Here is a 23,678-nt window from a genome sequence, read left to right as displayed (position 1 = left end):
TTTAAAACAATTCTTTGTTCACAGTATTATTTAACTTTTCGCCTGTAATAACCACTTTTTTCTTCATGTCGTTATATTGGATGTTAGCTTGATTGAAACTTTCCATAAAATCAGTAAATTCTAACAAACTTATATTCCTTTTTTGGAAATTATCTAAAATTCCTTTATACACCAATTCTAAATCTTGATAAATTGTGGGTTTCAATTCCATAAAGTTGCTTTTGGCTTCGTGCCATTCTTTCCAACTGGATGTAATTTCATTTTTCAATTGAAAGTCTAATGCAGTTATTTCGGCTTTTGATTGTTCTAAAATGGTTTTAGAAAGTTGGATATTCCCTTTATTTTTATTCCAAAGTGGTAAAGGAATCGAGAAATTGACGTTTTTTTGATTGTCAAACGCCCCGCCTCTTTGGGTATAAGAAGCTCCTAATGTTATATCGGGAATGGCTAATGATTTTTGAAATTTGATATTCAATTCGTTGGCTTCAATCTCTTTTTGTTTAATCAAATAATCAGGTCGGTTTTCAAATGCTTGTTTTTCTAAATGTGTAGCATCAAAAATTAAGTCTTTATTATATTTATCAACATCTGAAGGATTCAAAACAGGAATAACATCCTCATTTTCAGAAAGTAACAATCTTAAATTGGATTGAGCTTCTAAGTTTTGTTCTATCAAATCCAAACGTTCATTTTTAAAATTCAAATACAAAGCCTCTAATCGAACCAACTCTTTCAAAGCTACATTTCCTTTTTGCGTTTGTACATCATAGGAATTTATCAATTCTTTGAGTTTAACCATTTGTTTTTCAGTAGTTTCTAATGTTTTATTGTTATAATAAACATCAAAAAAACTGTTTCGCAATTGAAATTTTAAATTTCTTAACAAATCTGCAAATTCCAACTCGGCTATTTGTTCGTTGATTTTGGATAATTTAACTTCATTTCGTTTTTTACCACCCAAATAAATAATTTGAGATATTCCAAAAGATTTTGCTCCTTGTGTTCCAACGTCCCAATATTTTTGAGCTTCGGGATTATATACATTCAAATCACCAGAAATTACGGGATTGTCCCATATCTTGGCTTGCATTGTCATGGCTTTAGATGCCTCAATATTGAAATGAGATGCCAATAATATAAGGTTATTTTTCAAAAATAGCCCCTCACAATCCTGCAATGTATAATTTTTTTGGGCAAAAACCACTGTTTTACCCCATATCATAAAAAGTAAAATCCAATATTTTTTCATTTTGTTTGCTTATTTTTTTTAGCATACAAAGGTTTACATATTGTACTTTAAACTTCCTTAAAATGAGACTTAAAAAAAACTTAAAAATAAAATTTTATGTCAAAAACATTACAATTATCCGAAGGCGACCGATAATAAACATCGGCATGATGGAGGTGCAAAATACGTTTTACAATTCGTAATCCAAGTCCAAAACCATTTGTGCCATTTGAATTGGCACCACGCATAAATGGCGTAAAAAGTTGTTTTTGCTCGTCGGAATTTAATGTTTTACCATAATTGGAAACCGATACAATCAACTCGTTTTCGATGGTTTCAATTTTCACAAAAGCTTGTTTGTTTGTAGAATAAATACAGGCATTTTTCAAAATATTAATTAATGCAATTTCCAAAAGTGATTTATTACCCTTAATTTCCAAAAATTGTTCTAAATTAGTACTTTCTACCATATCTAACGAAATGCTAAAATTGGGGTACATTTTGTTGGTTTTTTCAATCGATGCATACAATATTTCATCTATTCTACAAAAATCCAAGTTGTTACTTTTATTGGTATCTAATTTTGAAAGTATCAATAATGAATGAATCAATTCTGTAATTTGATTAACATCATTAAGAATAGTTTTCAAAAAAGTAGTGTCTTTTTGCAAAAATTCATTATTTGAAATTCTATTCTCGAGCTGCGATGTTACCCTAGACAAAGGCGTTCGCAACTCGTGTGATGCGTGAGCAGTAAATTCTTTTTGTTTTTGATAAGACAGCTGAATCCTATCCATCATAAAATTAAATTCAGTAGCTAATAAATCTATTTCATTTTGAGTTTTTTTCTTGGAAACCAATAGTCTTGTATCTAAATTATTTTCGTTGATATTTTTTATATTTTGATGAAACTCCCATAATGGGTTAATGGCTTTTTTAACCATAAAGGAAGTTAAAAACCAACAAACTACCGTAAAAACTAGATAAGATATAAGTAACACATACCGCAAATAATCCACTTTTCTAGCGCCAAATTTATCTGTTGCCGAAATCAATACATAATAATTTGTTGTATTTGTCTTATAATTAACACCAAAATATTCATATTCACCTTTCTTTTTAAAAAATGATTTGTGCTTTTTTAGATAATTCAAATCATTAATAGACCATTTGATGGTTTTCCCTTCAATATTACTAAAAATCAATTTTAGATGGCTGTCAAATATCAAAGTGCGCTCGTCATACAAACTATTTATCGAATTTTCGTCAATAGTTTTCATCAATTCATGATCTACTTCTTTGACATTCATCAACAATTTTATACTAGATAAAGCCCTGATTTCGAGCCTATCTCTAAATTCTTCTTTTCGAAAATTGGAATACAATACAAAAATAAAAGTAGATGCTAGCCTAAATAATACTGTAAACAACCAACTTACTAAAAACGAAATTCGATTTTTTAAATTCATTCTTCAATTTTTAAATAATATCCATATCCAATTTTAGTATGTATTAATTTAATTTTATGGTCTTTATCAATTTTTTTTCTTAAAAAATTAATATAAACTTCAATTGTATTCTGATTAGTTTCAATGTGGTAATCCCAAAGTTTATCGGCAATTATTTGCTTTGTTACTACTTTACCTTCCGCATTGGCCAAAATTAATAATAAATTATATTCTTTTGGTGTAAGTTTAACCTCTATTTTATTTCTAAAAACTTTCATTTCAGAAATATTTATTTCTAAATCATCAATAAGTTTAAGTTTTTGTTCAGTTTGTGGTACTTCTTTTCTTCTTAATAACGAATTGACTCTTGCAAAGAGTTCATCAAAATGAAAAGGTTTAATTAAATAATCATCTGCTCCGTTTTCAAACGAAGCTAATTTATCCTCAATTTCGCTAAATGCAGTAAGCATAATAATAGGTGTTTTCTTATCTTGCTCTCTAATAGCTTTGCAAACGGCTATTCCATTCTTGCCGGGTACATTAATATCCAAAACAATTAAATCGTATTTTTCTGATTTATATTTTTGAATCAACAAACTTCCATCATAATAAGGATCGCAATTAAAATTTTTTTGGTTAAAAAAATCAACGATTAATTTAGACAACACAAAGTCGTCTTCTAACAAAAGTATTTTCATTTGAATTTGTTTTGAAAGGCAAAGGTAAATCAAAAAAAGGTATCAAATGAGCTATCAATTATTAAATTTTTTCTTTAAAATAAACAATTCATTGTACTTTTCGAGCTTTGCTATTTTTTGAATTGGCTCAAAATGTTGTTCCCAATAATTGGCTAAGGATTGGTTCCTTTTTTGATGTATGTCATGCAAAACAATGGTGTTGAACACTACATATCCGTTGCTATTTAAGGCGTCTTTTACATTATTCCAAAATTGATGTTCAAATAAAAAAGAAGGCATTTCCAAATCATGAAAAACATCAATGATAATCAAATCATAAGACCATTGTTTTTTTTGTATAAATACAGACGCATCGGCCAATTCGAGTTTTAAATTATGGTATTGGCTTAATTTAAAATATTTTTCAGATAATTGAATCACTTTTTCATCTATTTCTACGCCCGTAATGCAACCCTTATACCCCACTTCGTCCACCAACGTTTTAATGACTGAGCCCCCTGCAACGCCCAACAACAAAATTTGATTCATTTCATGAATCGTTTGATAACCAATTACTTTCAATCCTTTTTTTAAAATCCTTTGCAAACTACCATAAGAATAATTAGCATTTTTTGAATCTAAAACCAATGTGCCATTGTTCCAAGTAACCTCGAGTGTTTTGCTAATTGCTGAACGTTCTTCCCAAACTTTGATTGGAAATAAATAACTTGCTATTTTTTTGAACATCGTTTTATATATTTTATTATAATTATTCTTCTTCCGTAATTCCATATTTTATACCACTTTCTTCAAAAATTTTTTTAATTATATCAAATTTTTGTTTGCAATATGTGCCAAAATTAATATTTACGTTACTAGATCTTAGATGCTTGCAACTGAAACAAATTTCAATATAACCAATTATTATCTTATTTTTGTCTAAAAATAAGATAGCATTTCTTGGATTATAACATTTCATATCCTCAATACTATAAAATTTTGATTGGTATCCATAATTAAAAATAACATCTGTAAGTGCCTCAATTTGTTTACTAGTTAGATATTTTAATTCCAAAAAATCATTCTCGTTAATTATTTCTTGAGCTACTTTTATTGAATTAAAATAATTAATCATTTCCTTACCCACGAATTCATTTTTATTTTTATTTTGAAATGAAACAATTAAAATTTCAACTGCCATGTTGTATGGGAAAATTTTTTTTCGATCGTCAAATTTGATATGCCTTTTTTTGATACAATTAGCATTTTCATCAAAATTAGGGTAATTATTTTTTTTTACTTGCGATATAGCCAAATGATGTAAAAAAAAGAAAAGAAAATATATAGGGTACAAAATGAATGTATTGTTTGTTTTATGTATCAAATTCATGAACTTATTCATTTTTATGTTTTTAACGAATGGAAAATACTTTTTTTGAAAGTTATTTTTTTAATAATTAAAAATTATTATTACAATAATATTTTATTTAACAATTAAATTCTTTTTTATTTGAATTTTAAATAGCTTTTATAACCAAAATATACAATAGGAATTAATAAAATCCCACACATTATCATCAAAAACCACTTACCAAGCCCTTGTGATTTTCCCAAGGCTGATTCAATTGTAAAATAATCAATTGAAAAAAATATAATGATGATTATTATTTTAACAAATCTTACTAATTTATCAATATTTACATCATTTTCAAAAGTATCTAAATCTTTATCCTTATTTTTTTTATTTAAAATTAAAGGCAAAATATATAGTAAAATAGCTATAAATGGCAATATAAAGATTGTATTTTTTGAACCATAATGGTCTATTTCGCCTTTTATATTATAATGAATTGGGATTTTAGCTGGTAATTTATGATATGAAATATAAATTGTACTACAATAAGCCAATAAGAGAATAAAACCCAAAACTTCAATCATTTGTTCGGTTGGGTTTAGTTTTGATGTTATTTTAAATTGATTCTTCATTTTAATTAGTTTCAAAATTAATCTTTACATGATTTGATTATAGCATTTTATAACAAATGATGCGTCAATTTTTAAACTTACGAATTTAAGAATAATTTTTTGGACAGTATCACACAAATTGGTTTTAATTTTTAATCATGTTTTTTTATATAAAAACAACCACAGAGGTGTGGTGCATTTGTTTCATGAACTATGGATGCTTGTATATTAAATAACTTTTAGCCTCCAAGTTCAATTTCTGTAATGTTTAGTTTTGTTCCTTTAGCAGAAGTTCCATTTGCGACTCTATAATATACATTCTTTCCGAGATCTTCATTTTTAAGAAATCCATTCTTATCATAAATGATGCTTCCGTCAAAGATATAGACACATCAGATGACCCCATATTAAATATGAAATTTAGTGGAATTCCATTTACTTTACAAAAAACATAGTAAACATCGTTATTTCTATCCATTTGTAAAACTGTTTGGGACAATGCTCATGAGGAAAAAAATGCAGATAGGAAAAAATAATAATTTCTGTTTTATGCGTTTTTTTGGCAAACTAGCCACTAACGTAAGTCTGTGAAAAAACTGCCGTTAAATATTTTCCAAAAATAATAAAAAAAATTGAAATAAAATAGCATTTATTTACAAATTTTCATAAAAAAAGAGGAACTAAATTCTCTTGAAATGCAAACAAAAAACTTTTCGATAAACCCATAAGGGGTTTGAATGTAATTGTTTACGTTCAACACGAGTTTAACTAATTAACTATATTTTTTATAGGTATTCGTTGATTACAATTCATTGCACGTCTTTCAGCCGCAACGAGAGGCTAGCTGTTATGTGCCGTATTTTTTCTTTAGTCTTGTTATGCGTCCAAATTCATCACCTTGAGGAATTAATTTTATTATTCTGTCTGCTGTAATTGAATTAGATAATACAATTTGATAGTCTTCTAGTGAATAAGTCATAAAATCAAGGTCATTTAGTTTTTCATTTAAAACACTTGGATTTTTTTCAAGTTCCTTTTCAACGAGTTCTAAATATAGTTCTGTCCTTTTTTCGTGATCAAAAATGTCTTTTCCAATATTTTCTTTTTCTGCAAGTTCTTCACCAAGTCTCCATATAATTGTTTGTTTGAACTCTTTTCCAAGTTCTTTTAAATTCGTTATTTCTTTTTTGAAGTTGTCTTTATTTGTTGCACTTATCCAATGTCCAAAATATGCAGGCAAATCACTTTGTTTAATTCTAAAAACAACACCATTGTATTTTTTTCTTTGCCTAACACTACATTGATTAAAAAAATAAATCCACCATTTATCCAATGATTTGTGTCCTGTCAAAGGAAAGCAGTAAAGTCCTTTCTTTGATTTTGTAATTCCGTTTTTTAGAATATTTTTTGTCTTACCTACTGGTGTCCAATGAACTGCTAGCATAGTTTTGTCGGTTTTTTCTAATATGGCACATAACGTTTTACATATTTATGAAGTGGCGGTTTTTGAAAACTGATGCTTCATTTTAGCACTTAACTTTCTTTGATGCACAAAGTTTACTTTTAGCTCTAAACCCGCCATTTCTGCAAACTGCTGTTAGGCACAGTATTTATTGTTAAATTACTAAATTCATATCTACTTTATAACCGCTATTTCTCAATTCTTTGGCTAAATCTAATTTCCAATTTCCGTCCATTGAAACATAAACAACGCCTGATATGTCATTTGGTGTTTCTATATTTCCTTTTACTAATGCACATACATTTTCTCTTCCGATTTTGCCAATTAAATATCCGTGTTCAAATACAACATTTTGTCTTGCTCTACTTTTTAAATGTTCTTCATCTCCTTTTTTTGCTCCTAAATCGCAAGGAGTATAAAGAACAATACCAAAACCAACATTTGTATATTCTTCAATTTTTTCAATTATAGTTTTTCCTGAACTTGCTTGTTCGTGAAGAATTATTGGTTCAAACCCTAATTTTGAAACAAACCTTGCGGTTTCGGATTGTGCTAATTCGTCGTGTCCGTGAACTATGAACACTTGATTCATATCTAACTCAACTTTGGCACTTTCAATTTGTTGTATTTCGGGTTCGCTAGATTTAAGCAAATCAATTTTTTGATATAGCTTTGATAAATTATCAATTTTGGTTTTAAATTTACTAGTAAATTTTTGAACTTCTTCGCCAATACTGGTTCTAGAATCCATTGTTGAAACAACCATAAAACCATTCCATTCTCCAGCATTATCATAGCTTTTTCTATATTCGTTTGTTGGAATATTAAATGATTGTTTAAGTAATTCAAGATTATAATCTGTCCATAAAGAGTATTCCTTTTTGATATTTATAAAGTCAGATTCGGATTGAATTGTGCTTTTTAAAATTTCTTCACCTTTGTTTATTCTATCTTCAATTTCATTTTTGAATGTTGATTTTGATTTTACTAAAATTGTCGGTTCAATTTGTTGTGGATTTGTTGTTCGTTTTGCCATTTATGTTGTTTTTCGTTTTTTCGGGTAATATTGTGCCTAACGGTTGGGTATTTGCGAAGAAGCGGTTTAAAATACACTTTCCTTCGATTAAGCAACAAAGTTAATAAATAATTACAGAACTTTGATAAAGCACTTAACCCGCTTTTTTGCAAATACCTTGTTGGCAGCTGGTGTTATCATCGTTTATTTTTTCCTCTACTTTGAATGTCAGTTGGCCAAAATTTATGTTCCTTGTCTAAGAAAATAATATAGAACACATTGTTTTCATCAAGATAACCTACTACAACTTCCTTGCTGTTTTGTGTTATATGTATAACTGCCCAATAAGTAGGGGTAACGTGTTTAGGTTCTATAAATTCAGAATTTTCTGGAAACCCAACTTTTGTATATTGCTTTATTAACTGCTGAGCAAGAGCCTGTTGGTATTCCATATTAGAAATTTGCTGTGACTTTACAATGAAAGTAGATAATAAACCAAGTTGTTCCCATTCTTCAATGGTTTGACCTTGAGTTTTGTCTATTTTTGAAAAACAAAACGAAATTAATATTTTTTTAGGTTCAACTGCAGAACGATGACCTCTTTTACGATTCAGATTAGCCATACATTAGATCAATTAATTGGTTGGTAACATCTAATGAATTAGCCGCTCCAAAAGTTAAATCAAGGTATTTTTTTCTGTAGTCAGAAGTATTCCTAACAACTGTTGCATCAAAGTCAGAAAGAGAATACAATTCTGAGGAACCTAGTTTATTTTTATCAACAAACCATATTTGGTCACGTCTAAATATATCCTTGTCAAGTAAGTTAGAGTCGTGTAAAGTAAAAATAAATTGTGCATTCTTTTTGTTGAATTCGTGAAAAAATCTGATTAATTTCTTCGTTAAATTTGGATGTAATTTTGAATCTAACTCATCTACAAATAAAACCCTACCATTTTGTAAAGTATCGTAAATAGCACCTAAAATATAAATGAGTTTTTTTGTGCCCTCACTTTCATTCATTTCCAATTCAAACGGTATAGTTCCAATTAATAAATTGTCATTGTCGAATTTGTTATGATAAGTAATTATGTTATTTTGACTGTCAATATCAACATTAGAAATATTTAAAAAATTAACAGCGTAAGATAACCAAATTTTAAATTTCGGGTCACTTTTTAAAAGTTCTTTAGTTACTTTTTCGTAATGCGTATTAACAATTGCATTAACAACATATAAATCGTTAAACCAATTAAATATTTCAGATGCAACTTTTGTGTTATTTTGAGCTAAATAACTGATAAATAAAATATTCTGATTAACTTTTTTCTTGTATTCGTTTCCTTCTGCAAAACTAGTATTATTTATTTTGAACTCGTTAAGTTCACGCATAAACAAATTAGTTTCAACTTCTTTTTTTTGAAACAACCACTCTTTGACAATATCGTAACCTTTTATCTGAAAGCCATATCTATAAACAAAAGAATTTTTTATAAATACTACTTCAAATTCAATTGGAGAGTTTATAGTTTCGTTGTTTAGTTTAAAATAATAATCAATAGGTAGTTTTCTATCTTCTTCTTTTTTCAAAGATTCAGCAAAAGAATTATGAATTATACTACCCATTGTACCCATAGCTTTTATGAAGTTGCTTTTTCCACCTCCATTTGAGCCATATATTGCCGCTGTCTTTAGAATTTCAAACTCTCTCTCTTTAAATAAATTATCCTTTTTCAATTCCTTAAACGACTTTACTGAGGTCATAAGCAATTGATTTTCATCTTTATATGATAAAAAATTTTTTATTTTGAATGATAGTAACATTTTTCGTCTTTTATTATGTGCAAAGATACAAAATGATTTTTAAATTTTACCATTTAATGGTAAAAAATATTGTTTACAATTTGTTTTTAGTAAAATTTTGGTGGTTTTTTGCTGTCGCTTTACACTTGCTGCCAACGTTTTGCATATTTATGAAGTGGCGGCTTTTGAAAACCGATGTTTCATTTTAGCACTACACTTTCTTTGATGCACAAAGTTTTAATTTAGCACTAAACCCGCCATTTCATAAATATGCGGTTAGTTGCAGTTTTTTAACCTTTAGTGGCAATATTTATTAATTCAAACTGTGAATAGTCTAACATTTTTCTAATATTTAAATATTGTTTCTCATTATTTAGATCATTTATAAAAAATATTTTTGTAGGTAATAATAAAGTTTTATTAGTTTTATCAAATGACTCAAAATCAAGACCATAATCTTCACCTAGATTATTCATTGAATTTATTTCTTTTTCAACTGTTTCTTTAGTTTGGTAGATAAAAAAAATAGGAATTAATACACCACTTATATTATTCATATCTCCAATATTAATATATTTCTTCTTTTTAGAACTTTTATGCAATGAGTTCAAAAAACTTGTTTTGGTTGAATTAAACCCTTTTTCTGTTTGGATTTCATCAAGTTCTACAATAACATTTCTTGCTTTTACAGTACCATTTTGTTTAATACTAAGAAGATAAAGACAAACGTTTGAAACATCACTTTGATTATTTAAAAATCCATCAAATTCTACATATTCTTTATATATTTCATTTTTAATAAACCTTTTGTTAACTAAACTTGACAATTCTAGTGCTTTGTCATCCTTATCAGTTATTAATTTGTTTGATAAACTATATACAATGTTTTGAGAGCCAATCAATAAATATTCAAAATCAAAATTGCAGTTTTCTTTGTAAATATCTATATCATTTTTCATAACAGAAGATTTGAATACTACTGTTTCTAAATAATCTTTTTTTATTACTAGGACTGTAGAAATAAAAGTCAATATAATCAGTAAAAATTTGTATTTTTCTATAAAATTCTTTAATTTTTCCATAATTCTGTTTTTGTAAAATTACCGCTAACTAGTAGATATACGAAAGTTATTGCGTTTTTAACATTCTATATCCACTTCACAAAAGTACAAACAAAAAAAATACTATGCAACTTTTTTATAAAAAAGCCACATGAATAAATATTATCGTAAAACAAACGTATCATTACAACATATTTTTTTCAAAAAAGTGCCAGCAGTTTGTTGCTGTATGTTCAGGGTTACTCTTGGTTCACATGAAGTTAGAAGCAAGAAGTTAGAAACAAGAAATTAGAAGTGGGAAAATGAAAAGTAAGAAGTTTTAAAAAAAAAATCGTGAGTGGAGACTGTCTGTTGGAGGTTGCCCGCATGAGGGATAGAGCAAGGCACCATGTGCTCGTGATAGCCCGACGGCAAAAAAAGGAAGCCCCGCCTAAAGGGTTTGGGGCGTGGGGGCTTTCTTTTTTTTGCCGGCATGCCCTAATGGTTTTGGTGTTTGTTTGATACTGTCCTAAAAAAGTGGTAGTGTACTAAATAGCTTATGGCTTTTAACTTGATGGATACAAACTAAAAAAACCTTTGTCATTTTTTGTTGAAAAATAGACAAAGGTTTTGTGTTTTATTTTGGTGTAAGGTTATTTTGTTGGGGGTGTTTCAACTATTTCTAGTTCAAAAATGATGTTTGAATTTGGCGGAATAATGTTTCCTGCTCCTCTTTCGCCATAAGCTAATTTTGACGGGATAAAAATGGTGGCTTTGTCGTTGTAGTTGAGCAACTCAATGGCTTCTATAAAACCTGATATCAGGCCTTGTTTGTTGCCATATTGAAAAGGAAAAGGTTGGTAGCCGTTTTGATTGGCTCTGTTTTGGTCGAAGGTGCCAAACTCTTTGGTTACGGCTTCGTAGTTACTGTCAAACAGGGTGCCGTCTTCTAAATAGCCCGCATAATATACATAAACATTGGTACCTGTTGTTGGTTTTTTGGCTGCGGCATCTTTTTTAATTACATATTGAAGCCCCGACTCGGAGGTAGCTGCAGTGGCTTTTATGGCTTTTAAGGCCATGGCTTTTTGTGCCAAAACAGCTCCATATTGTTCAAGGTACAATTTTTTGGCGGCCATGTCGGCTTCTGCTTTCTTTATTCGGGCTACTTCTTGTATGGCTGCTTGTTTTTTGTCTTCTTCTGCTTTTCCTGCGTAATAAGCGGCAAATACTTTTGAGGCATCAAATTTGGTGGCAGCTATTCCTTTGCGTTTGATGGTTATTTTTTTGATGACATCGTCTTGTGCTATGTTATTTACAACGTTTTGTCCGCTGGTTACATAACCAAAAATGGTGTGTTTGCCCGTAAGCCAAGGAGTGTCTTTGTGTGTAATAAAAAACTGTGACCCGTTTGTAGCGGGGCCTGAATTGGCCATGGCCAAAATACCTGCTTTGTCAAATTTGGCATCGGTTATTTCGTCTTTAAAGCTGTAACCTGGTCCACCAGAGCCATTGCCTAGAGGGTCGCCCCCTTGAATCATAAAATCTTTGATGACTCTATGAAATTTTAATCCATCATAAAAAGGTTTGTTTTTGACATTGGGTGTTGTTACATATTCATTTTTTCCTTCGGCCAAAGAGATAAAACTGGCAACTGTAATAGGGGTTTTTGTAAATTCGAGTTGAACTACTATTTTACCTTTGGAGGTTTCTATTTCTGCAAAAATTCCTTGGTTTGTTGTTTTTGAAGGCATTACCGCTTTTTTTGCTACTCCTTGTGTAGGTGCTGCTTTTTTTGGACCTGGTTTGATTTTGTTTTGAGCTTGTAGTCCTGCAAACCCTAAAAATAATAGGGCTAATAAAAATTTGTTTTTCATATTTTGGTGTTTTTTATGTTATTATTATTTTAATATATACCTAAATTCAGGGCAACTTATCTGCTGGATTATTTGTTTTCTTTTAATTGTACTTCAAAAATAATATTGGCATTTGGAGGAATAACATTTCCTGCACCTGCCTCGCCATAGCCTAAATTAGCTGGAATAAATAAGACCCATTTATCGCCAAAATTCATTTTTGAAACCCCTTCGTTAAATCCAGGTATAAATGGATAATTACCCGCAATACATTCAAAAGGAAGGTACTGATGGGCATCGGCACGACCTTGATCAAACTTTCCATTTTCTTTTGCGGCACTTTCCATACTTGTATCAAAAAGGGTTCCATCTTCTAAAAAACCTGCATAATCTACATAAACTGTTGCTCCATTATTTGGTTTTTTGCCTGTTCCTTTTTGAATGATACAATATGATAATCCCGAACTTGTTTTGATGGCTTTTGCTTTTAAGGATTTAAAATAGTTTACTTTTTCTATTTGACTGATTTTAGCATTTTCGGTATTGCTTTTTTTCAATTGGGTTTCTGAAGCAAAATAATCACTAAAAACTTTTACTGCATCAAATTTTTTAGCAGACTCGCCCACTCTTATAATACTTACTCTAGAAATAACATCATTTGCAACTATTTTATTTACAACTTCCATCCCATTTTCTATTACTTGTCCAAAAATGGTATGCTTGTTGTCGAGCCAAGGTGTTGGAACATGAGTTATAAAAAACTGTGAACTATTGGTTGCAGGTCCAGAGTTTGCCATAGCCAAAATACCTTCTTTATCAAATTTCAAATCACAAAATTCGTCTTTAAAACTATATCCTGTGCCTCCTGCACCAGTGCCATCGGGGTCTCCACCTTGTATCATAAAATTAGGAATCACACGATGAAACAAAAGTCCATCAAAAAATGGTTTTCCCTTGCGATCTCCGTTTACAAAAGTGTTTTTACCTTCGGCCAAAGTTACAAAATTTGCCACGGTAACAGGAGCTTTTTGATAATTCAAGTCTAATAAAATGGTACCTTTGCTGGTAATGATTTCAGCATACAGTCCATCTTTCAAATTTTTGTGTTCTTCTTTACAAGAAAATAAAGCAATTGTTAAACATAATAATAATCCTATTTTTTTCATATTTTTGTATTTTTTTTGTATTTTTTTGTATTTCCAATTTTATAATTGATAATTATTTAATGTCATTTAGAGTAACAGTACAAATTAATGGCTGATTACTACCAATTTTATGATTATCGCCATGGTATCCAAAAGCAATATGTGATGGAAAAATAAATTTAACCGTTTCGTTTTTGTGCATTAATTTGATTCCGTCTCGAAGTCCCATCATGATATTTTGTTTATCCACAAGATAATTTTGGGTTTGTAATTCGTTTTTAGAATAAATAACTGCCCCATTCAATTGTTTAATTTCATAATCAAAAATAGCAACATTACCCCTTTTTGGCTTGAGAGTATCCTTTGTATTTTGATTTTCATAAGCATACCAATACCCTTTTGAAGAGGCTATGTAATGAGATGCTGTATCGGCTTTTATCAGTTGGGCAATGGCACTTTCTTCTTGAGCAATTAACTTTTTGTTTCGTTCTGCGGATTCTTTCATAAAAGTTCCAGACGATTGCGATACGGGTTTTCTGGCCTGCTGCTGTTGGGAACAATTGATAAATAAACAACTAGTTATGGCACAAATTAGGACTTTTTTTAAACTCATCTTTTTTTTATTTTATTTATAAAGGGTATTCTGTATCATACATTTAAACGCTTTTTTTGCTAGTGTAACAACATTATAAATCCCATTTTTGATTATTGATTTCAACTTCAACAGAACAAAAATACACTTTTGAAATGAAATTTACAAAAATGAATCTGGCAAATTACATATTTTGAACAATAGCTATAAATCGTTGGATGGTTTCGTTTAATGGAAGTACCGATTTGCCACCTGCAGCATTGATGTGCCCGCCACCATCAAAATATTGTCGAGCAAATTGATTGACATCAAAACTACCTTGACTTCTAAATGAAATTTTTATCAAACTTTCGTCTTGTTGTTCTATAAAAATGGCCGAAAAATGTATGCCTTTGATAGACAAACCATAATTGACAATGCCTTCTGTATCTCCTTTTACATAATTAAAGGCTTTCAAATCTTGATGTGAAAGTACAAAATAAGCTGTTTTTAGCTCTGGCAAAACAATCATTTTTTGCAAAGCTCTACCTAATAATTGTAGTCTATCATACGAATTGTTATCAAATAATAGTACCGGAATTTGTGTATTGTCTGCACCTAAATCTATCAATTCTGCTACAATTTGATGTGTCCGACCCGTAGTTTTTGGAAATTTAAAACCGCCAGAATCTGTCAAAATGCCAGTATAAATACATGTAGCTATAATTTGATCTAAAAAATGTTTTTGATTTAAACCTACAATAAAATCATACACCATTTCGCACGTAGAACCTTTACTGGTATCCGAAAATGTAAATTCAGCATAGTCATCTGGTGTTTGGTGGTGGTCTATCATTACAAAAACGGCTTGTAATGTTTTCAAAACCTGTTCCATATCGCCCGTTCGGTGAAACGCATTAAAATCTAACGTAAATATAACATCCGAAGTATTTAATATATTTGAAGTAAATTCTTTGTTTTCTTCATAAATCAGTACCGCATCTGCACCAGGCATCCAGGCTAAAAAATCAGGAAAACGGTTTGGAGCAATCAAATATACGTCGTGTCCCCATTTTTTTAAAAAATGATACATGGCCAATGTAGATCCCATGGCATCGCCATCTGGGTTGCGATGTGGTATTATACTTATTTTTTGTGGAATTGATAGCTTTTGTTGTAAGGCTGTAAATTTGTTTGTCATTAGTTAAATATTTTTTGCAAATGTAATACGAAAAGGAATGAATTTGTCAATGAATTGAATTTGTATGAAAAAATTAACATTCTTTTTATCAATCAGTACATTCCATCAAGAGTAAATCTCCTTCGGAATGACTGATGGTTACGATGCCATCTGATGCTACATGATTGCTATTTCCTGCCCGATAGCCTAAAATTAGCGTGTCGTCTTGAAGGGAATAAAATAAATTTTGTGTATGAATTCCTTTTACAACTCCAATGGGAATTAATGAAATAATGCTGTCTTTGGGATACCATTTTTTAAACTGTTTGGGCAATAAAAATATTTTGGAATAATCGTCCAAAATCACAATTTTAAGATATTCTCTATACCTTACAATATTAGATATATTTGTAAAATTATGATCTGCTCTTTTACCTGTTGCCCAAACCACATTTACAGCCGTAAATTGTGCTGCTATCAAATAGTCAAATGCTTTTTCTAAATCGGTTTTATTTTGATCAGGTGTTGAAATTATTGTAATATTATCTTGTAAATTTTGGTAATAATTAGCGTCAAAATTTCTATCAAAATCTCCTAATAATACATCAATTTTTATACCTAAACTCAAAACTCTCTCAATTGCAGCATCTAGCACAATAACTTTGGGCGACCATTCTAATAATTGTGCTAACAACTCCATACTACACGAAGCCCCATTTGCAATGATTAATGCAGGTTCTTGATCGTCTTTGATGATGTGGTGTGAGGACATGTATTAATATTAATTCAGAGTTTAAAAAAAGGTTAAATATTGATAAAAAAAATCACTTTATTGAACCGTATAGGTTAAATTATCAGTTTCGCCCAAGGCAAAATAGCCTAAAGGATAGTTTGACTCGTTGGTTTGATTTGTAATATTACCCCTCAAAGTAGCAGGAGGTGTACTAAAAGGGCTACCACCACTTGAACCCGAAACTTCTATCAATTTATTCATATAATTATAATATTCTAATGAAATACCTTGCAAACTGTATTGCAAAATGGAGCCTGTTTTCAAATCTTTATCGGTATAAAAACGAAACATTTGATTGCCTTGAAAAAATTTGTCGTCTATGGCTCTATAATCCGTTGTTACTTTAATATCTTGTTTGACGCCCGTCAAATAATAATTATTTTCAAGAGGATTGTCTTGAAAAAAACATTTCACTTGAATAACATTTGTACCTCCAAATCCCGGTACTTCTATTTGTTCTACATTAGTATTAAAACTTGGTGCTGCCATCAACCTGTCTGATGCAGAATAAGTTTCGCCTTTATATAGGATATGCAATTGATAATTTTGATTTATAATTGGTGCAAAATTATTACATATATACACACCCGTATTAGCATTTGTTTCAATAAAGTTAAAGGTTGTTCCATTGCTTGTAGTTATATACACCGTAGCTCCCGAAACTACAGGGACAATATTGCTATAATAATCATTTGTTGTAGATAATTTAATCATTTGAGTAGCTCCTGAAGTGCCTTTTTGCCACTTGATAACAGCATCAACTACTAATTTTGGAGTGGCAGTATCCAATTTGACATCAACAACATCTTGGCATCCAATCAACCAAAACAAACTGAACAAAATGCTCGTTTTTAGAAATATTTTTTTCATAATTAATGATATTTATTATTATTTTATTTAAAACAAAATATTCTTATTTTTTTATATTTATCATCCTAATTTAAGGTATAATTAAAGTAATAATTAAAATTTAAAATTATACGAAACAGAAGGTACAATTCCAAAAATAGAAAGTCTTACAGCCTCGTTATTGCCGGTTTCACTATTTTGATTAAAACTCATCGAAGCTGTATTTTTTCGTCCATATACGTTATAAATACTAAAAACCCATTCGCTTTTCCATATATTTACACTAGCCGATTTTGGAGTGAGTGTAGCCGATAGATCCAAATGGTGGTAAGCAGGCAATCTATTTTCGTTTCTGGCACCATAACTAGGCACTACAATGCCTTGAAATTGGTATTGTCCATTTGGATAGGTTACGGGTTGTCCGCTTTGCAATGTAAAATTGGCACCAAAAGTCCATTTCTTGTTCCAATTATACGAAGCTGTTACAGCCAAATTATGCAGTTTATCATAAGCTGATTTGTACCAATTGCCGATGTTGATTCCTATTTCGCTTGCCGTTCTTCCTGGAGTTTGTTGTTCTGATTTTGATATAGTATATGCCAACCAACCATTTAATTTACCGGTGTTTTTTCGTATTAAAAATTCCAAACCATAAGATCGCATTTTACCATTCAAAATCACTTGTTCTAATGCCTCATTTGCTACCAAGTCGGCACCATCTATATAATCAATTCTATTTTTAATTTTCTTATAAAAAGTTTCTAACTCAAGTGAATAAGCATCGTCCTTAAAATTTTTGAAATACCCAATTGCCACTTGATCTGCTAGTTGCGGCTGTATATAACGGTCGCTTGGTGTCCAAACATCTAGCGGTGTTGGCGATGCTGTATTGGAAATCAGTTGTAAGTATTGCACCATTCTATTATAACTTGCTTTAACAGATTCGTTGTCGTTGATTTCATAAGCAGCAGCAAATCGGGGTTCTAAATTGTTAAAAGAAGCCATGATTTGATTGTTGCTAAAATCCTGTGAACCAATTGGAGTTGCTTTTTGATAAATTTTCAAATTAGCATCATATAATACAGGATTGTCGTTTGCGTAAATATTTTCTTTGGAAGCACCAATTCTATAAAACATACTATAGCGTAATCCATACTGAATGGCTAACTTTGAATTGATTTTTTGCTCTGCATCAAAATATACCGCTGGTTCTAATGCGTATTTTTTGTCTAATTGTCTGAAATTAATAAACGAATTGCTGCCAGATGGAGCAATTGTTCCTGGATTAAAATGATAATAAATAGCATTGGCTCCAAAATTAAATTTGGTTTTATTTGATAAATAATATTTAAAATCGTATTTAACATTTACATTTTTGATGCCAGAATCCCAATTGAATCCAATAAAATCTAGTATTAAACCATAATAATAATCACTATAAATTAATGATAGATTTGAAAATAATTTATCATTAAATAAATGGTTCCATCTCAAATTTAAAGTAGCATTCCCATAAGTATTTGTAAATGATTGATTTAACGAAAAAACATCACGACCAAAGTAGCCCGATAAATACAAACTGTTGTTTTTGTCGAGTTTGTAATTTAATTTGGTGTTCAAATCATAAAAATAGGCTACATTTTTATTGTTTGCTAATTTCAAAAACAAATGTGCATACGACGCTCTACCTCCAATTAAAAAAGAACCTTTGTCTTTTACTATGGGGCCTTCGGCTAATAATCTACTGGTAATCAGGCCAATACCTCCATTCATTTCAAACTTTTTGCTGTTGCCATCTTTTTGATAAATATCCAAAACGGCCGAGGCTCTGCCGCCAAAACGGGCAGGAATTCCTCCTTTATACAATTTTAAATCCTTTATGGCATCAGGGTTAAAAACAGAAAAAAATCCAAAAACATGTGATGAATTATAGATGGTTGCTTCGTCTAGCAGGATTAAATTTTGATCTGCTCCCCCACCCCTAACATTAAATCCAGAGGCTCCCTCGCCCGCATTGGTTACACCAGGCAAAAACAATAATGATTTGATTACATCTACTTCGCCCATAACCACGGGCATTTTTTTGATGTTTGCAATAGTCAGTTTATTGACACTCATTTCGGGTTTTCGAGTGTTGGTGGATGTTTTTTCAGCAACTACTACTTCTTTCAAAACCTCTTCGCTTGGCAACAATGCAACATTCTTTTTGATGTTTTGAGTAAGCTCAATTTGTTGCTCTATCGTTTGATAGCCAATAGCACTTATACTTATTTTGTATGTTCCTTTGGGCAATGTTATCGAGTAAAACCCATATTCGTTGGTAACAGCAGTAGATTTTGCATTGACCACTACATTTACACCAATCAAAGTTTCGTTATTTTGAGCATCGGCAACAATACCACTTAGGGTATATTTTTCTTGTGAAAATGCTTCAAATGAAAATAATATTACCGTAAGTAAAAATACTATTTTAATAAATTTCATATATATATATTTGATTTTAATATTTTAACATTCATATAGCAATGTCGTTTGGTTAAGCATTAATTTACATCAGTAATATTTGTCAAAATTTTAAAAATTGACAAATATTAAGTACAATCATTACTTTATTTCATTTTACCAAACAACATTAAAATTTAATGGTATTGTTAATTAATTTATAAGACTTCAAGCTTCACTCCTATTATAATGATAAAGGTTAGTTCCATTATAGCAGTGTTTTTGCGTTAGGGATAGCAATGGAAATCCTTTTTTGAGGCTTTTTCTGCCTCAAAAAAGATTATTTCACAATATTTCATTTCTTGTGGAGTTCAATGAACGTTGATTGGAACGAATAGCCCGACCCTTGTGGCAACGCTCAAAAAATATTAATGCTATTTGTTAGTTTAATTAAAATATAGCTAAAAAAACCTAATCAAGAAATGATTAGGTTTTATAAGCAACATTTATTATTTAACATCCATTAATTCTACATCAAAAATAAGGGTAGCATTTGGAGGAATTACCCCCCCTGCTCCATTGGCACCATAGCCAAGGTGAGAAGGAATTACAAATCGGGCTTTATCGCCAACTTGCAACAAGGCAATACCTTCGTCCCAACCTTCAATAACATGTCCACGTCCCAGCGGAAATTCAATTGGTTTTTTGCGAGTATATGAACTGTCAAATACTTTACCGTCTTCTAATTGACCTGCATAATGAACAGAAACCGTTTTGCCATTTTCGGCTTTTTTTCCAGAGCCTTTTTGAATCATTTGATAACGTAAACCACTTGCTGTTTTTTCAAAACCTGCGGCTAATTTTTCCATTTTAGCCTCAGCCTCTGCTCTCAATTGGGCTTCTCTTTTAGCTCTTGATCCTTCAAAAACTCTAAAAGCTTCCACAGCATTCCACTTTTGGGCATCGTCGCCTTGACGAATAATTTCTAATTGTTCCAACACATCACCTTGTGCAATTGCATCTACAATATCCTGACCTTCAACTACATGACCAAAAACGGTATGTTTGTTATCTAACCAAGGTGTTGCTACATGGGTTATAAAAAATTGAGACCCATTGGTGCCAGGGCCTGCATTTGCCATAGACAAAACACCTGGTTGATCGTGTTTCAAAGTAAGATGAAATTCGTCATCAAATTTGTATCCAGGACCGCCTGTTCCAGTACCTTGAGGGCATCCGCCTTGAATCATAAAATCAGGAATGACTCTATGAAATTTCAATCCATCATAATATTTTGTACCTTGTGGTTTGATGCTATTTTCTAAATTACCTTCGGCCAAAGCAACAAAATTGCCTACTGTTCCTGGTGTTAGATCATGTGTAAGTTTTACTAAAATACTTCCTTTTGAAGTGTTGAATTTAGCATATATTCCGTTTTCCATTGCTAATTGTTTATTGTTTTTTTTAAAAAGGCAAATTTAGTATTATAAATATGAAAATAAAAATTTATGTAAAGATTATTGAGCAAAAAACCTACTAATTAGTAGGTTCTTCTGCTTTTTGTACCTGAACAAACAAAGTTTGATTGGCTTCGTCTAAATCCATAAAAATGTCGTCGCCACTGTCTATTTTTGAGGTAATGATTTCTTCAGCTAATGCGTCTTCTACATATTTTTGAATGGCTCTTTTAAGCGGTCTGGCCCCAAACTGTTTGTCAAAACCTTTTTCGGCAATATAGGACTTGGCTTTGTCAGACAGCGTTAATTGATAGCCTAAATCTTTGATTCGAGCATATAATTTGGACAATTCAATATCTATTATTTTATCTATATCATGTTTTTCCAATGCGTTAAAAACAATGACATCGTCTATTCTATTTAAAAATTCAGGTGCAAATGCTTTTTTTAGTGCATTTTCTATGATGCTTTTAGAATTGTCATCGGCTTGTGAAATTTTGGCTGCCGTACCAAAACCAACGCCTTGTCCAAAATCTTTCAATTGTCTGGCACCAATATTAGAAGTCATGATAATAATGGTATTTCTAAAATCAATTTTTCGCCCTAAACTGTCGGTCAAATATCCATCATCGAGTACTTGGAGCATCATATTAAACACATCTGGATGGGCTTTTTCAATTTCGTCCAAAAGTACTACACAATATGGTTTTCTTCTCACTTTTTCTGTCAATTGACCACCTTCTTCATAGCCAACATAGCCTGGAGGAGCACCAATTAATCGAGAGATGGCAAATTTTTCCATATATTCGCTCATATCGATTCTGATTAAAGCATCGTCTGCATCAAATAATTCACGGGCAATCACTTTGGCCAATTGTGTTTTTCCAACACCTGTTTGTCCTAAAAAGATGAACGATCCAATGGGTTTGTTTGGGTCTTTAAGTCCTGCTCTATTGCGTTGAATAGACCGTGCAATTTTCATGACAGCATCATCCTGTCCAATTACCTTACCTTGTATGAGTTCTGGTAATTTGGCTAATTTGTTACTTTCTGTTTGGGCTATTCTGTTTACAGGAATACCTGTCATCATGGATACTACATCTGCTACATTATCTTCTGTAACTACAATTTTATTATTTTTGGCATCCGTTTCCCATTGTTCTTGAGCAATAGCCAATTCTTTTTCAATTCTTTTTTCGTCGTCTCTCAATCGTGCTGCTTCTTCATACTTCTGTTTTTTCACGACTTCATTTTTCAATACCTTGATGTCTTCTAATTGACGTTCAAAATCAATTATTTGTTTTGGCACTTCTATGTTTGTTATGTGCACTCTCGATCCTGCCTCGTCTAGTGCATCAATCGCTTTGTCTGGCAAAAACCTTTCAGACATATAACGGTCTGTTAATTTTACACATGCTTCGATAGCTTCAGACGTATAAGTTACATTGTGGTGGTCTTCGTATTTGTTTTTGATGTTGTTCAATATTGTAATCGTTTCTGGCACAGTTGTAGGTTCTACAATTACTTTTTGAAAACGTCTTTCCAAAGCACCATCTTTTTCAATATATTGTCGGTATTCATCAAGGGTAGTAGCACCAATACATTGAATTTCGCCACGAGCCAAAGCAGGTTTAAACATATTAGAAGCATCCAATGATCCTGCGGCTCCACCAGCTCCAACAATGGTATGAATTTCGTCTATAAACAAAATAATATCATCATTTTTTTCAAGTTCGTTCATTACTGCTTTCATACGCTCTTCAAATTGGCCTCGGTATTTTGTTCCTGCTACAAGTGTTGCCAAATCTAGTGTTACTACACGCTTGTTGAACAAAATTCGAGATACCTTTTTTTGAATAATTCGCAATGCCAAACCTTCGGCAATTGCAGATTTACCTACTCCAGGTTCACCAATCAATAACGGGTTGTTTTTTTTACGACGGCTTAAAATTTGAGACACTCTTTCGATTTCTTTTTCACGACCAACAACTGGGTCTAATTTGCCATCTTCTGCCATTTCGGTTAAATCTCTTCCAAAATTATCTAAAACAGGGGTTTTCGATTTTTTATTGGTTCTAGATACTGGATTATTAAAATTAGCTTCACGGCTGTTGTCATCGTTTCCAATGTTGTCGCCAAAAGCATCATTTTGAGGTAAATTTTCTAAAAATTCTTCTTGTTTTGGGGTCATATTGATATATTGTTCTTTTGCTGCATCATAATCGATATTCATTCGATTGAGTAATTTTGTGGTGGCATCTCCATCATTTCTTAAAATACATAACAATAAATGGGCTGTATTGATGGATGAACTCTGAAAAACTTTTGCTTCTAAATAGGTAGTTTTCAAAGCACGCTCGGCCTGGCGGGTTAAGTGTAATTTTTTATTCAAATTTGTTTCAAAAATTGGATTTGCCGGACTTAAAATTTCAAACTTATGTTTTAAAATTTCTAAATCAACATCTAAATTTTTTAAAATTTCAACCGCTTTTCCTGCTCCAATATGCAATATTCCAAGCATGAAATGTTCTGTTCCAACAAAATCATGACGCAAGCGTAAAGCTTCACTTTGACTAATTTCAATAACGTCTTTTACTCTAGGCGAAAAGTTTTCATCCATGATAATTTATTTCTTGATGTGATTTGATTTAATTTAAGACAAATATACAAAAACCATTCCTTATTCAAACATGCTTTTGCTTTCTATCTTTTAATATTTTGAATTTTCCCAAATTTGTATTACTAAA

The 23,678-nt window shown here is 31.0% G+C and carries 20 protein-coding genes; all 20 read right to left on the bottom strand.

Features of this window, described 5'->3' with window-relative positions; translation table 11 throughout:
* Position 1 precedes the first annotated feature (1 nt).
* The 20 genes from B0A58_RS01045 to B0A58_RS00940 all read right to left on the bottom strand — a co-directional run bounded on the left by B0A58_RS01045 (position 2) and on the right by B0A58_RS00940 (position 23,551).
* Positions 2 to 1,249: a TolC family protein gene (locus B0A58_RS01045; protein WP_089079504.1), complete on the bottom strand. Its 1,248-nt coding sequence runs from the start codon at positions 1,247 to 1,249 to the stop codon at positions 2 to 4.
* A gap of 80 nt (positions 1,250 to 1,329) precedes the next feature.
* Entirely contained in the window at positions 1,330 to 2,697 is a 1,368-nt protein-coding gene (locus B0A58_RS01040; RefSeq protein WP_089079503.1) for a HAMP domain-containing sensor histidine kinase, read from the bottom strand.
* A complete protein-coding gene (locus B0A58_RS01035) occupies positions 2,694 to 3,374 on the bottom strand; it encodes a response regulator transcription factor (RefSeq protein WP_089079502.1) in 681 nt (226 codons plus the stop codon). The genes B0A58_RS01040 and B0A58_RS01035 overlap by 4 nt, the downstream gene beginning before the upstream one ends.
* 54 nt (positions 3,375 to 3,428) lie before the next feature.
* The gene (locus tag B0A58_RS01030) at positions 3,429 to 4,145 is read right to left on the bottom strand and encodes a spermidine synthase (protein ID WP_307725760.1); all 717 of its coding nucleotides are present in this window, start codon (positions 4,143 to 4,145) and stop codon (positions 3,429 to 3,431) included.
* On the bottom strand, positions 4,123 to 4,554 hold the full coding sequence (locus B0A58_RS01025) for a hypothetical protein (RefSeq protein WP_133063048.1): 432 nt from the start codon (positions 4,552 to 4,554) through the stop codon (positions 4,123 to 4,125). Before B0A58_RS01025 ends, B0A58_RS01030 begins: the two co-directional genes overlap by 23 nt.
* Positions 4,555 to 4,859: 305 nt before the next feature.
* A complete protein-coding gene (locus B0A58_RS01020; protein WP_089079499.1) occupies positions 4,860 to 5,339 on the bottom strand; it encodes a DUF1648 domain-containing protein in 480 nt (159 codons plus the stop codon).
* A gap of 826 nt (positions 5,340 to 6,165) precedes the next feature.
* The gene (locus B0A58_RS01010) at positions 6,166 to 6,762 is read right to left on the bottom strand and encodes a hypothetical protein (RefSeq protein WP_089079497.1); all 597 of its coding nucleotides are present in this window, start codon (positions 6,760 to 6,762) and stop codon (positions 6,166 to 6,168) included.
* A gap of 172 nt (positions 6,763 to 6,934) precedes the next feature.
* Entirely contained in the window at positions 6,935 to 7,816 is an 882-nt protein-coding gene (locus B0A58_RS01005; protein ID WP_243389425.1) for a TIR domain-containing protein, read from the bottom strand.
* A gap of 176 nt (positions 7,817 to 7,992) precedes the next feature.
* Entirely contained in the window at positions 7,993 to 8,418 is a 426-nt protein-coding gene (locus B0A58_RS01000; protein ID WP_089079496.1) for a hypothetical protein, read from the bottom strand.
* On the bottom strand, positions 8,411 to 9,559 hold the full coding sequence (locus B0A58_RS00995; protein WP_243389424.1) for an AAA family ATPase: 1,149 nt from the start codon (positions 9,557 to 9,559) through the stop codon (positions 8,411 to 8,413). Before B0A58_RS00995 ends, B0A58_RS01000 begins: the two co-directional genes overlap by 8 nt.
* A gap of 329 nt (positions 9,560 to 9,888) precedes the next feature.
* Positions 9,889 to 10,680 (bottom strand): hypothetical protein, encoded by a 792-nt coding sequence (locus tag B0A58_RS00985; protein ID WP_089079493.1) that lies wholly within the window; start codon positions 10,678 to 10,680, stop codon positions 9,889 to 9,891.
* 611 nt (positions 10,681 to 11,291) lie between these two features.
* On the bottom strand, positions 11,292 to 12,515 hold the full coding sequence (locus B0A58_RS00980) for a peptidylprolyl isomerase (RefSeq protein ID WP_089079492.1): 1,224 nt from the start codon (positions 12,513 to 12,515) through the stop codon (positions 11,292 to 11,294).
* Positions 12,516 to 12,583: 68 nt separating this feature from the next.
* Positions 12,584 to 13,660, bottom strand: coding sequence for a peptidylprolyl isomerase (locus B0A58_RS00975; RefSeq protein ID WP_089079491.1), 1,077 nt, complete (start codon positions 13,658 to 13,660; stop codon positions 12,584 to 12,586).
* 52 nt (positions 13,661 to 13,712) lie between these two features.
* Positions 13,713 to 14,252 carry a gliding motility-associated peptidyl-prolyl isomerase GldI gene (gldI, locus tag B0A58_RS00970; RefSeq protein ID WP_089079490.1) on the bottom strand — a complete coding sequence of 180 codons (540 nt, stop codon included), beginning with the start codon at positions 14,250 to 14,252 and terminating at the stop codon, positions 13,713 to 13,715.
* A 163-nt stretch (positions 14,253 to 14,415) separates the two neighbouring features.
* Positions 14,416 to 15,411, bottom strand: a complete 996-nt coding sequence (locus tag B0A58_RS00965) for a DHH family phosphoesterase (protein ID WP_089079489.1) — start codon at positions 15,409 to 15,411, stop codon at positions 14,416 to 14,418.
* 88 nt (positions 15,412 to 15,499) lie between these two features.
* Positions 15,500 to 16,162, bottom strand: coding sequence for a thiamine diphosphokinase (locus B0A58_RS00960; protein ID WP_089079488.1), 663 nt, complete (start codon positions 16,160 to 16,162; stop codon positions 15,500 to 15,502).
* 57 nt (positions 16,163 to 16,219) lie between these two features.
* Positions 16,220 to 17,053, bottom strand: coding sequence for a DUF4249 domain-containing protein (locus B0A58_RS00955; RefSeq protein ID WP_089079487.1), 834 nt, complete (start codon positions 17,051 to 17,053; stop codon positions 16,220 to 16,222).
* A 93-nt stretch (positions 17,054 to 17,146) separates the two neighbouring features.
* Positions 17,147 to 19,516 carry a TonB-dependent receptor gene (locus tag B0A58_RS00950; protein WP_089079486.1) on the bottom strand — a complete coding sequence of 790 codons (2,370 nt, stop codon included), beginning with the start codon at positions 19,514 to 19,516 and terminating at the stop codon, positions 17,147 to 17,149.
* Positions 19,517 to 19,983: 467 nt separating this feature from the next.
* On the bottom strand, positions 19,984 to 20,916 hold the full coding sequence (locus B0A58_RS00945; protein ID WP_089079485.1) for a peptidylprolyl isomerase: 933 nt from the start codon (positions 20,914 to 20,916) through the stop codon (positions 19,984 to 19,986).
* 94 nt (positions 20,917 to 21,010) lie between these two features.
* Positions 21,011 to 23,551: an ATP-dependent Clp protease ATP-binding subunit gene (locus B0A58_RS00940; protein ID WP_089079484.1), complete on the bottom strand. Its 2,541-nt coding sequence runs from the start codon at positions 23,549 to 23,551 to the stop codon at positions 21,011 to 21,013.
* Positions 23,552 to 23,678: the final 127 nt, after the last annotated feature.

Origin of the sequence: Flavobacterium branchiophilum NBRC 15030 = ATCC 35035, assembly GCF_002217205.1 — a bacterium.
Taxonomy (GTDB): Bacteria; Bacteroidota; Bacteroidia; order Flavobacteriales; family Flavobacteriaceae; genus Flavobacterium; species Flavobacterium branchiophilum.
The sequence above is the reverse complement of the archived record's forward strand: the minus strand, read 5'-3'. Positions and strand labels throughout refer to the sequence as shown.

Excerpts from the sequence above, each read along its gene's own strand:
- B0A58_RS01025 (WP_133063048.1), bottom strand. The coding sequence starts at position 4,554 with ATGGCAGTTGAAATTTTAATTGTTTCATTTCAAAATAAAAATAAAAAT.
- B0A58_RS00950 (WP_089079486.1), bottom strand. The coding sequence starts at position 19,516 with ATGAAATTTATTAAAATAGTATTTTTACTTACGGTAATATTATTTTCA.
- B0A58_RS01005 (WP_243389425.1), bottom strand. The coding sequence starts at position 7,816 with ATGGCAAAACGAACAACAAATCCACAACAAATTGAACCGACAATTTTA.
- B0A58_RS01045 (WP_089079504.1), bottom strand. The coding sequence starts at position 1,249 with ATGAAAAAATATTGGATTTTACTTTTTATGATATGGGGTAAAACAGTG.
- B0A58_RS00955 (WP_089079487.1), bottom strand. The coding sequence starts at position 17,053 with ATGAAAAAAATATTTCTAAAAACGAGCATTTTGTTCAGTTTGTTTTGG.
- B0A58_RS01035 (WP_089079502.1), bottom strand. The coding sequence starts at position 3,374 with ATGAAAATACTTTTGTTAGAAGACGACTTTGTGTTGTCTAAATTAATC.
- B0A58_RS00975 (WP_089079491.1), bottom strand. The coding sequence starts at position 13,660 with ATGAAAAAAATAGGATTATTATTATGTTTAACAATTGCTTTATTTTCT.
- B0A58_RS01040 (WP_089079503.1), bottom strand. The coding sequence starts at position 2,697 with ATGAATTTAAAAAATCGAATTTCGTTTTTAGTAAGTTGGTTGTTTACA.
- B0A58_RS00980 (WP_089079492.1), bottom strand. The coding sequence starts at position 12,515 with ATGAAAAACAAATTTTTATTAGCCCTATTATTTTTAGGGTTTGCAGGA.
- gldI (WP_089079490.1), bottom strand. The coding sequence starts at position 14,252 with ATGAGTTTAAAAAAAGTCCTAATTTGTGCCATAACTAGTTGTTTATTT.
- B0A58_RS00960 (WP_089079488.1), bottom strand. The coding sequence starts at position 16,162 with ATGTCCTCACACCACATCATCAAAGACGATCAAGAACCTGCATTAATC.
- B0A58_RS01000 (WP_089079496.1), bottom strand. The coding sequence starts at position 8,418 with ATGGCTAATCTGAATCGTAAAAGAGGTCATCGTTCTGCAGTTGAACCT.
- B0A58_RS00995 (WP_243389424.1), bottom strand. The coding sequence starts at position 9,559 with ATGACCTCAGTAAAGTCGTTTAAGGAATTGAAAAAGGATAATTTATTT.
- B0A58_RS00940 (WP_089079484.1), bottom strand. The coding sequence starts at position 23,551 with ATGGATGAAAACTTTTCGCCTAGAGTAAAAGACGTTATTGAAATTAGT.
- B0A58_RS01010 (WP_089079497.1), bottom strand. The coding sequence starts at position 6,762 with ATGCTAGCAGTTCATTGGACACCAGTAGGTAAGACAAAAAATATTCTA.
- B0A58_RS01030 (WP_307725760.1), bottom strand. The coding sequence starts at position 4,145 with ATGGAATTACGGAAGAAGAATAATTATAATAAAATATATAAAACGATG.
- B0A58_RS01020 (WP_089079499.1), bottom strand. The coding sequence starts at position 5,339 with ATGAAGAATCAATTTAAAATAACATCAAAACTAAACCCAACCGAACAA.
- B0A58_RS00965 (WP_089079489.1), bottom strand. The coding sequence starts at position 15,411 with ATGACAAACAAATTTACAGCCTTACAACAAAAGCTATCAATTCCACAA.
- B0A58_RS00985 (WP_089079493.1), bottom strand. The coding sequence starts at position 10,680 with ATGGAAAAATTAAAGAATTTTATAGAAAAATACAAATTTTTACTGATT.
- B0A58_RS00945 (WP_089079485.1), bottom strand. The coding sequence starts at position 20,916 with ATGGAAAACGGAATATATGCTAAATTCAACACTTCAAAAGGAAGTATT.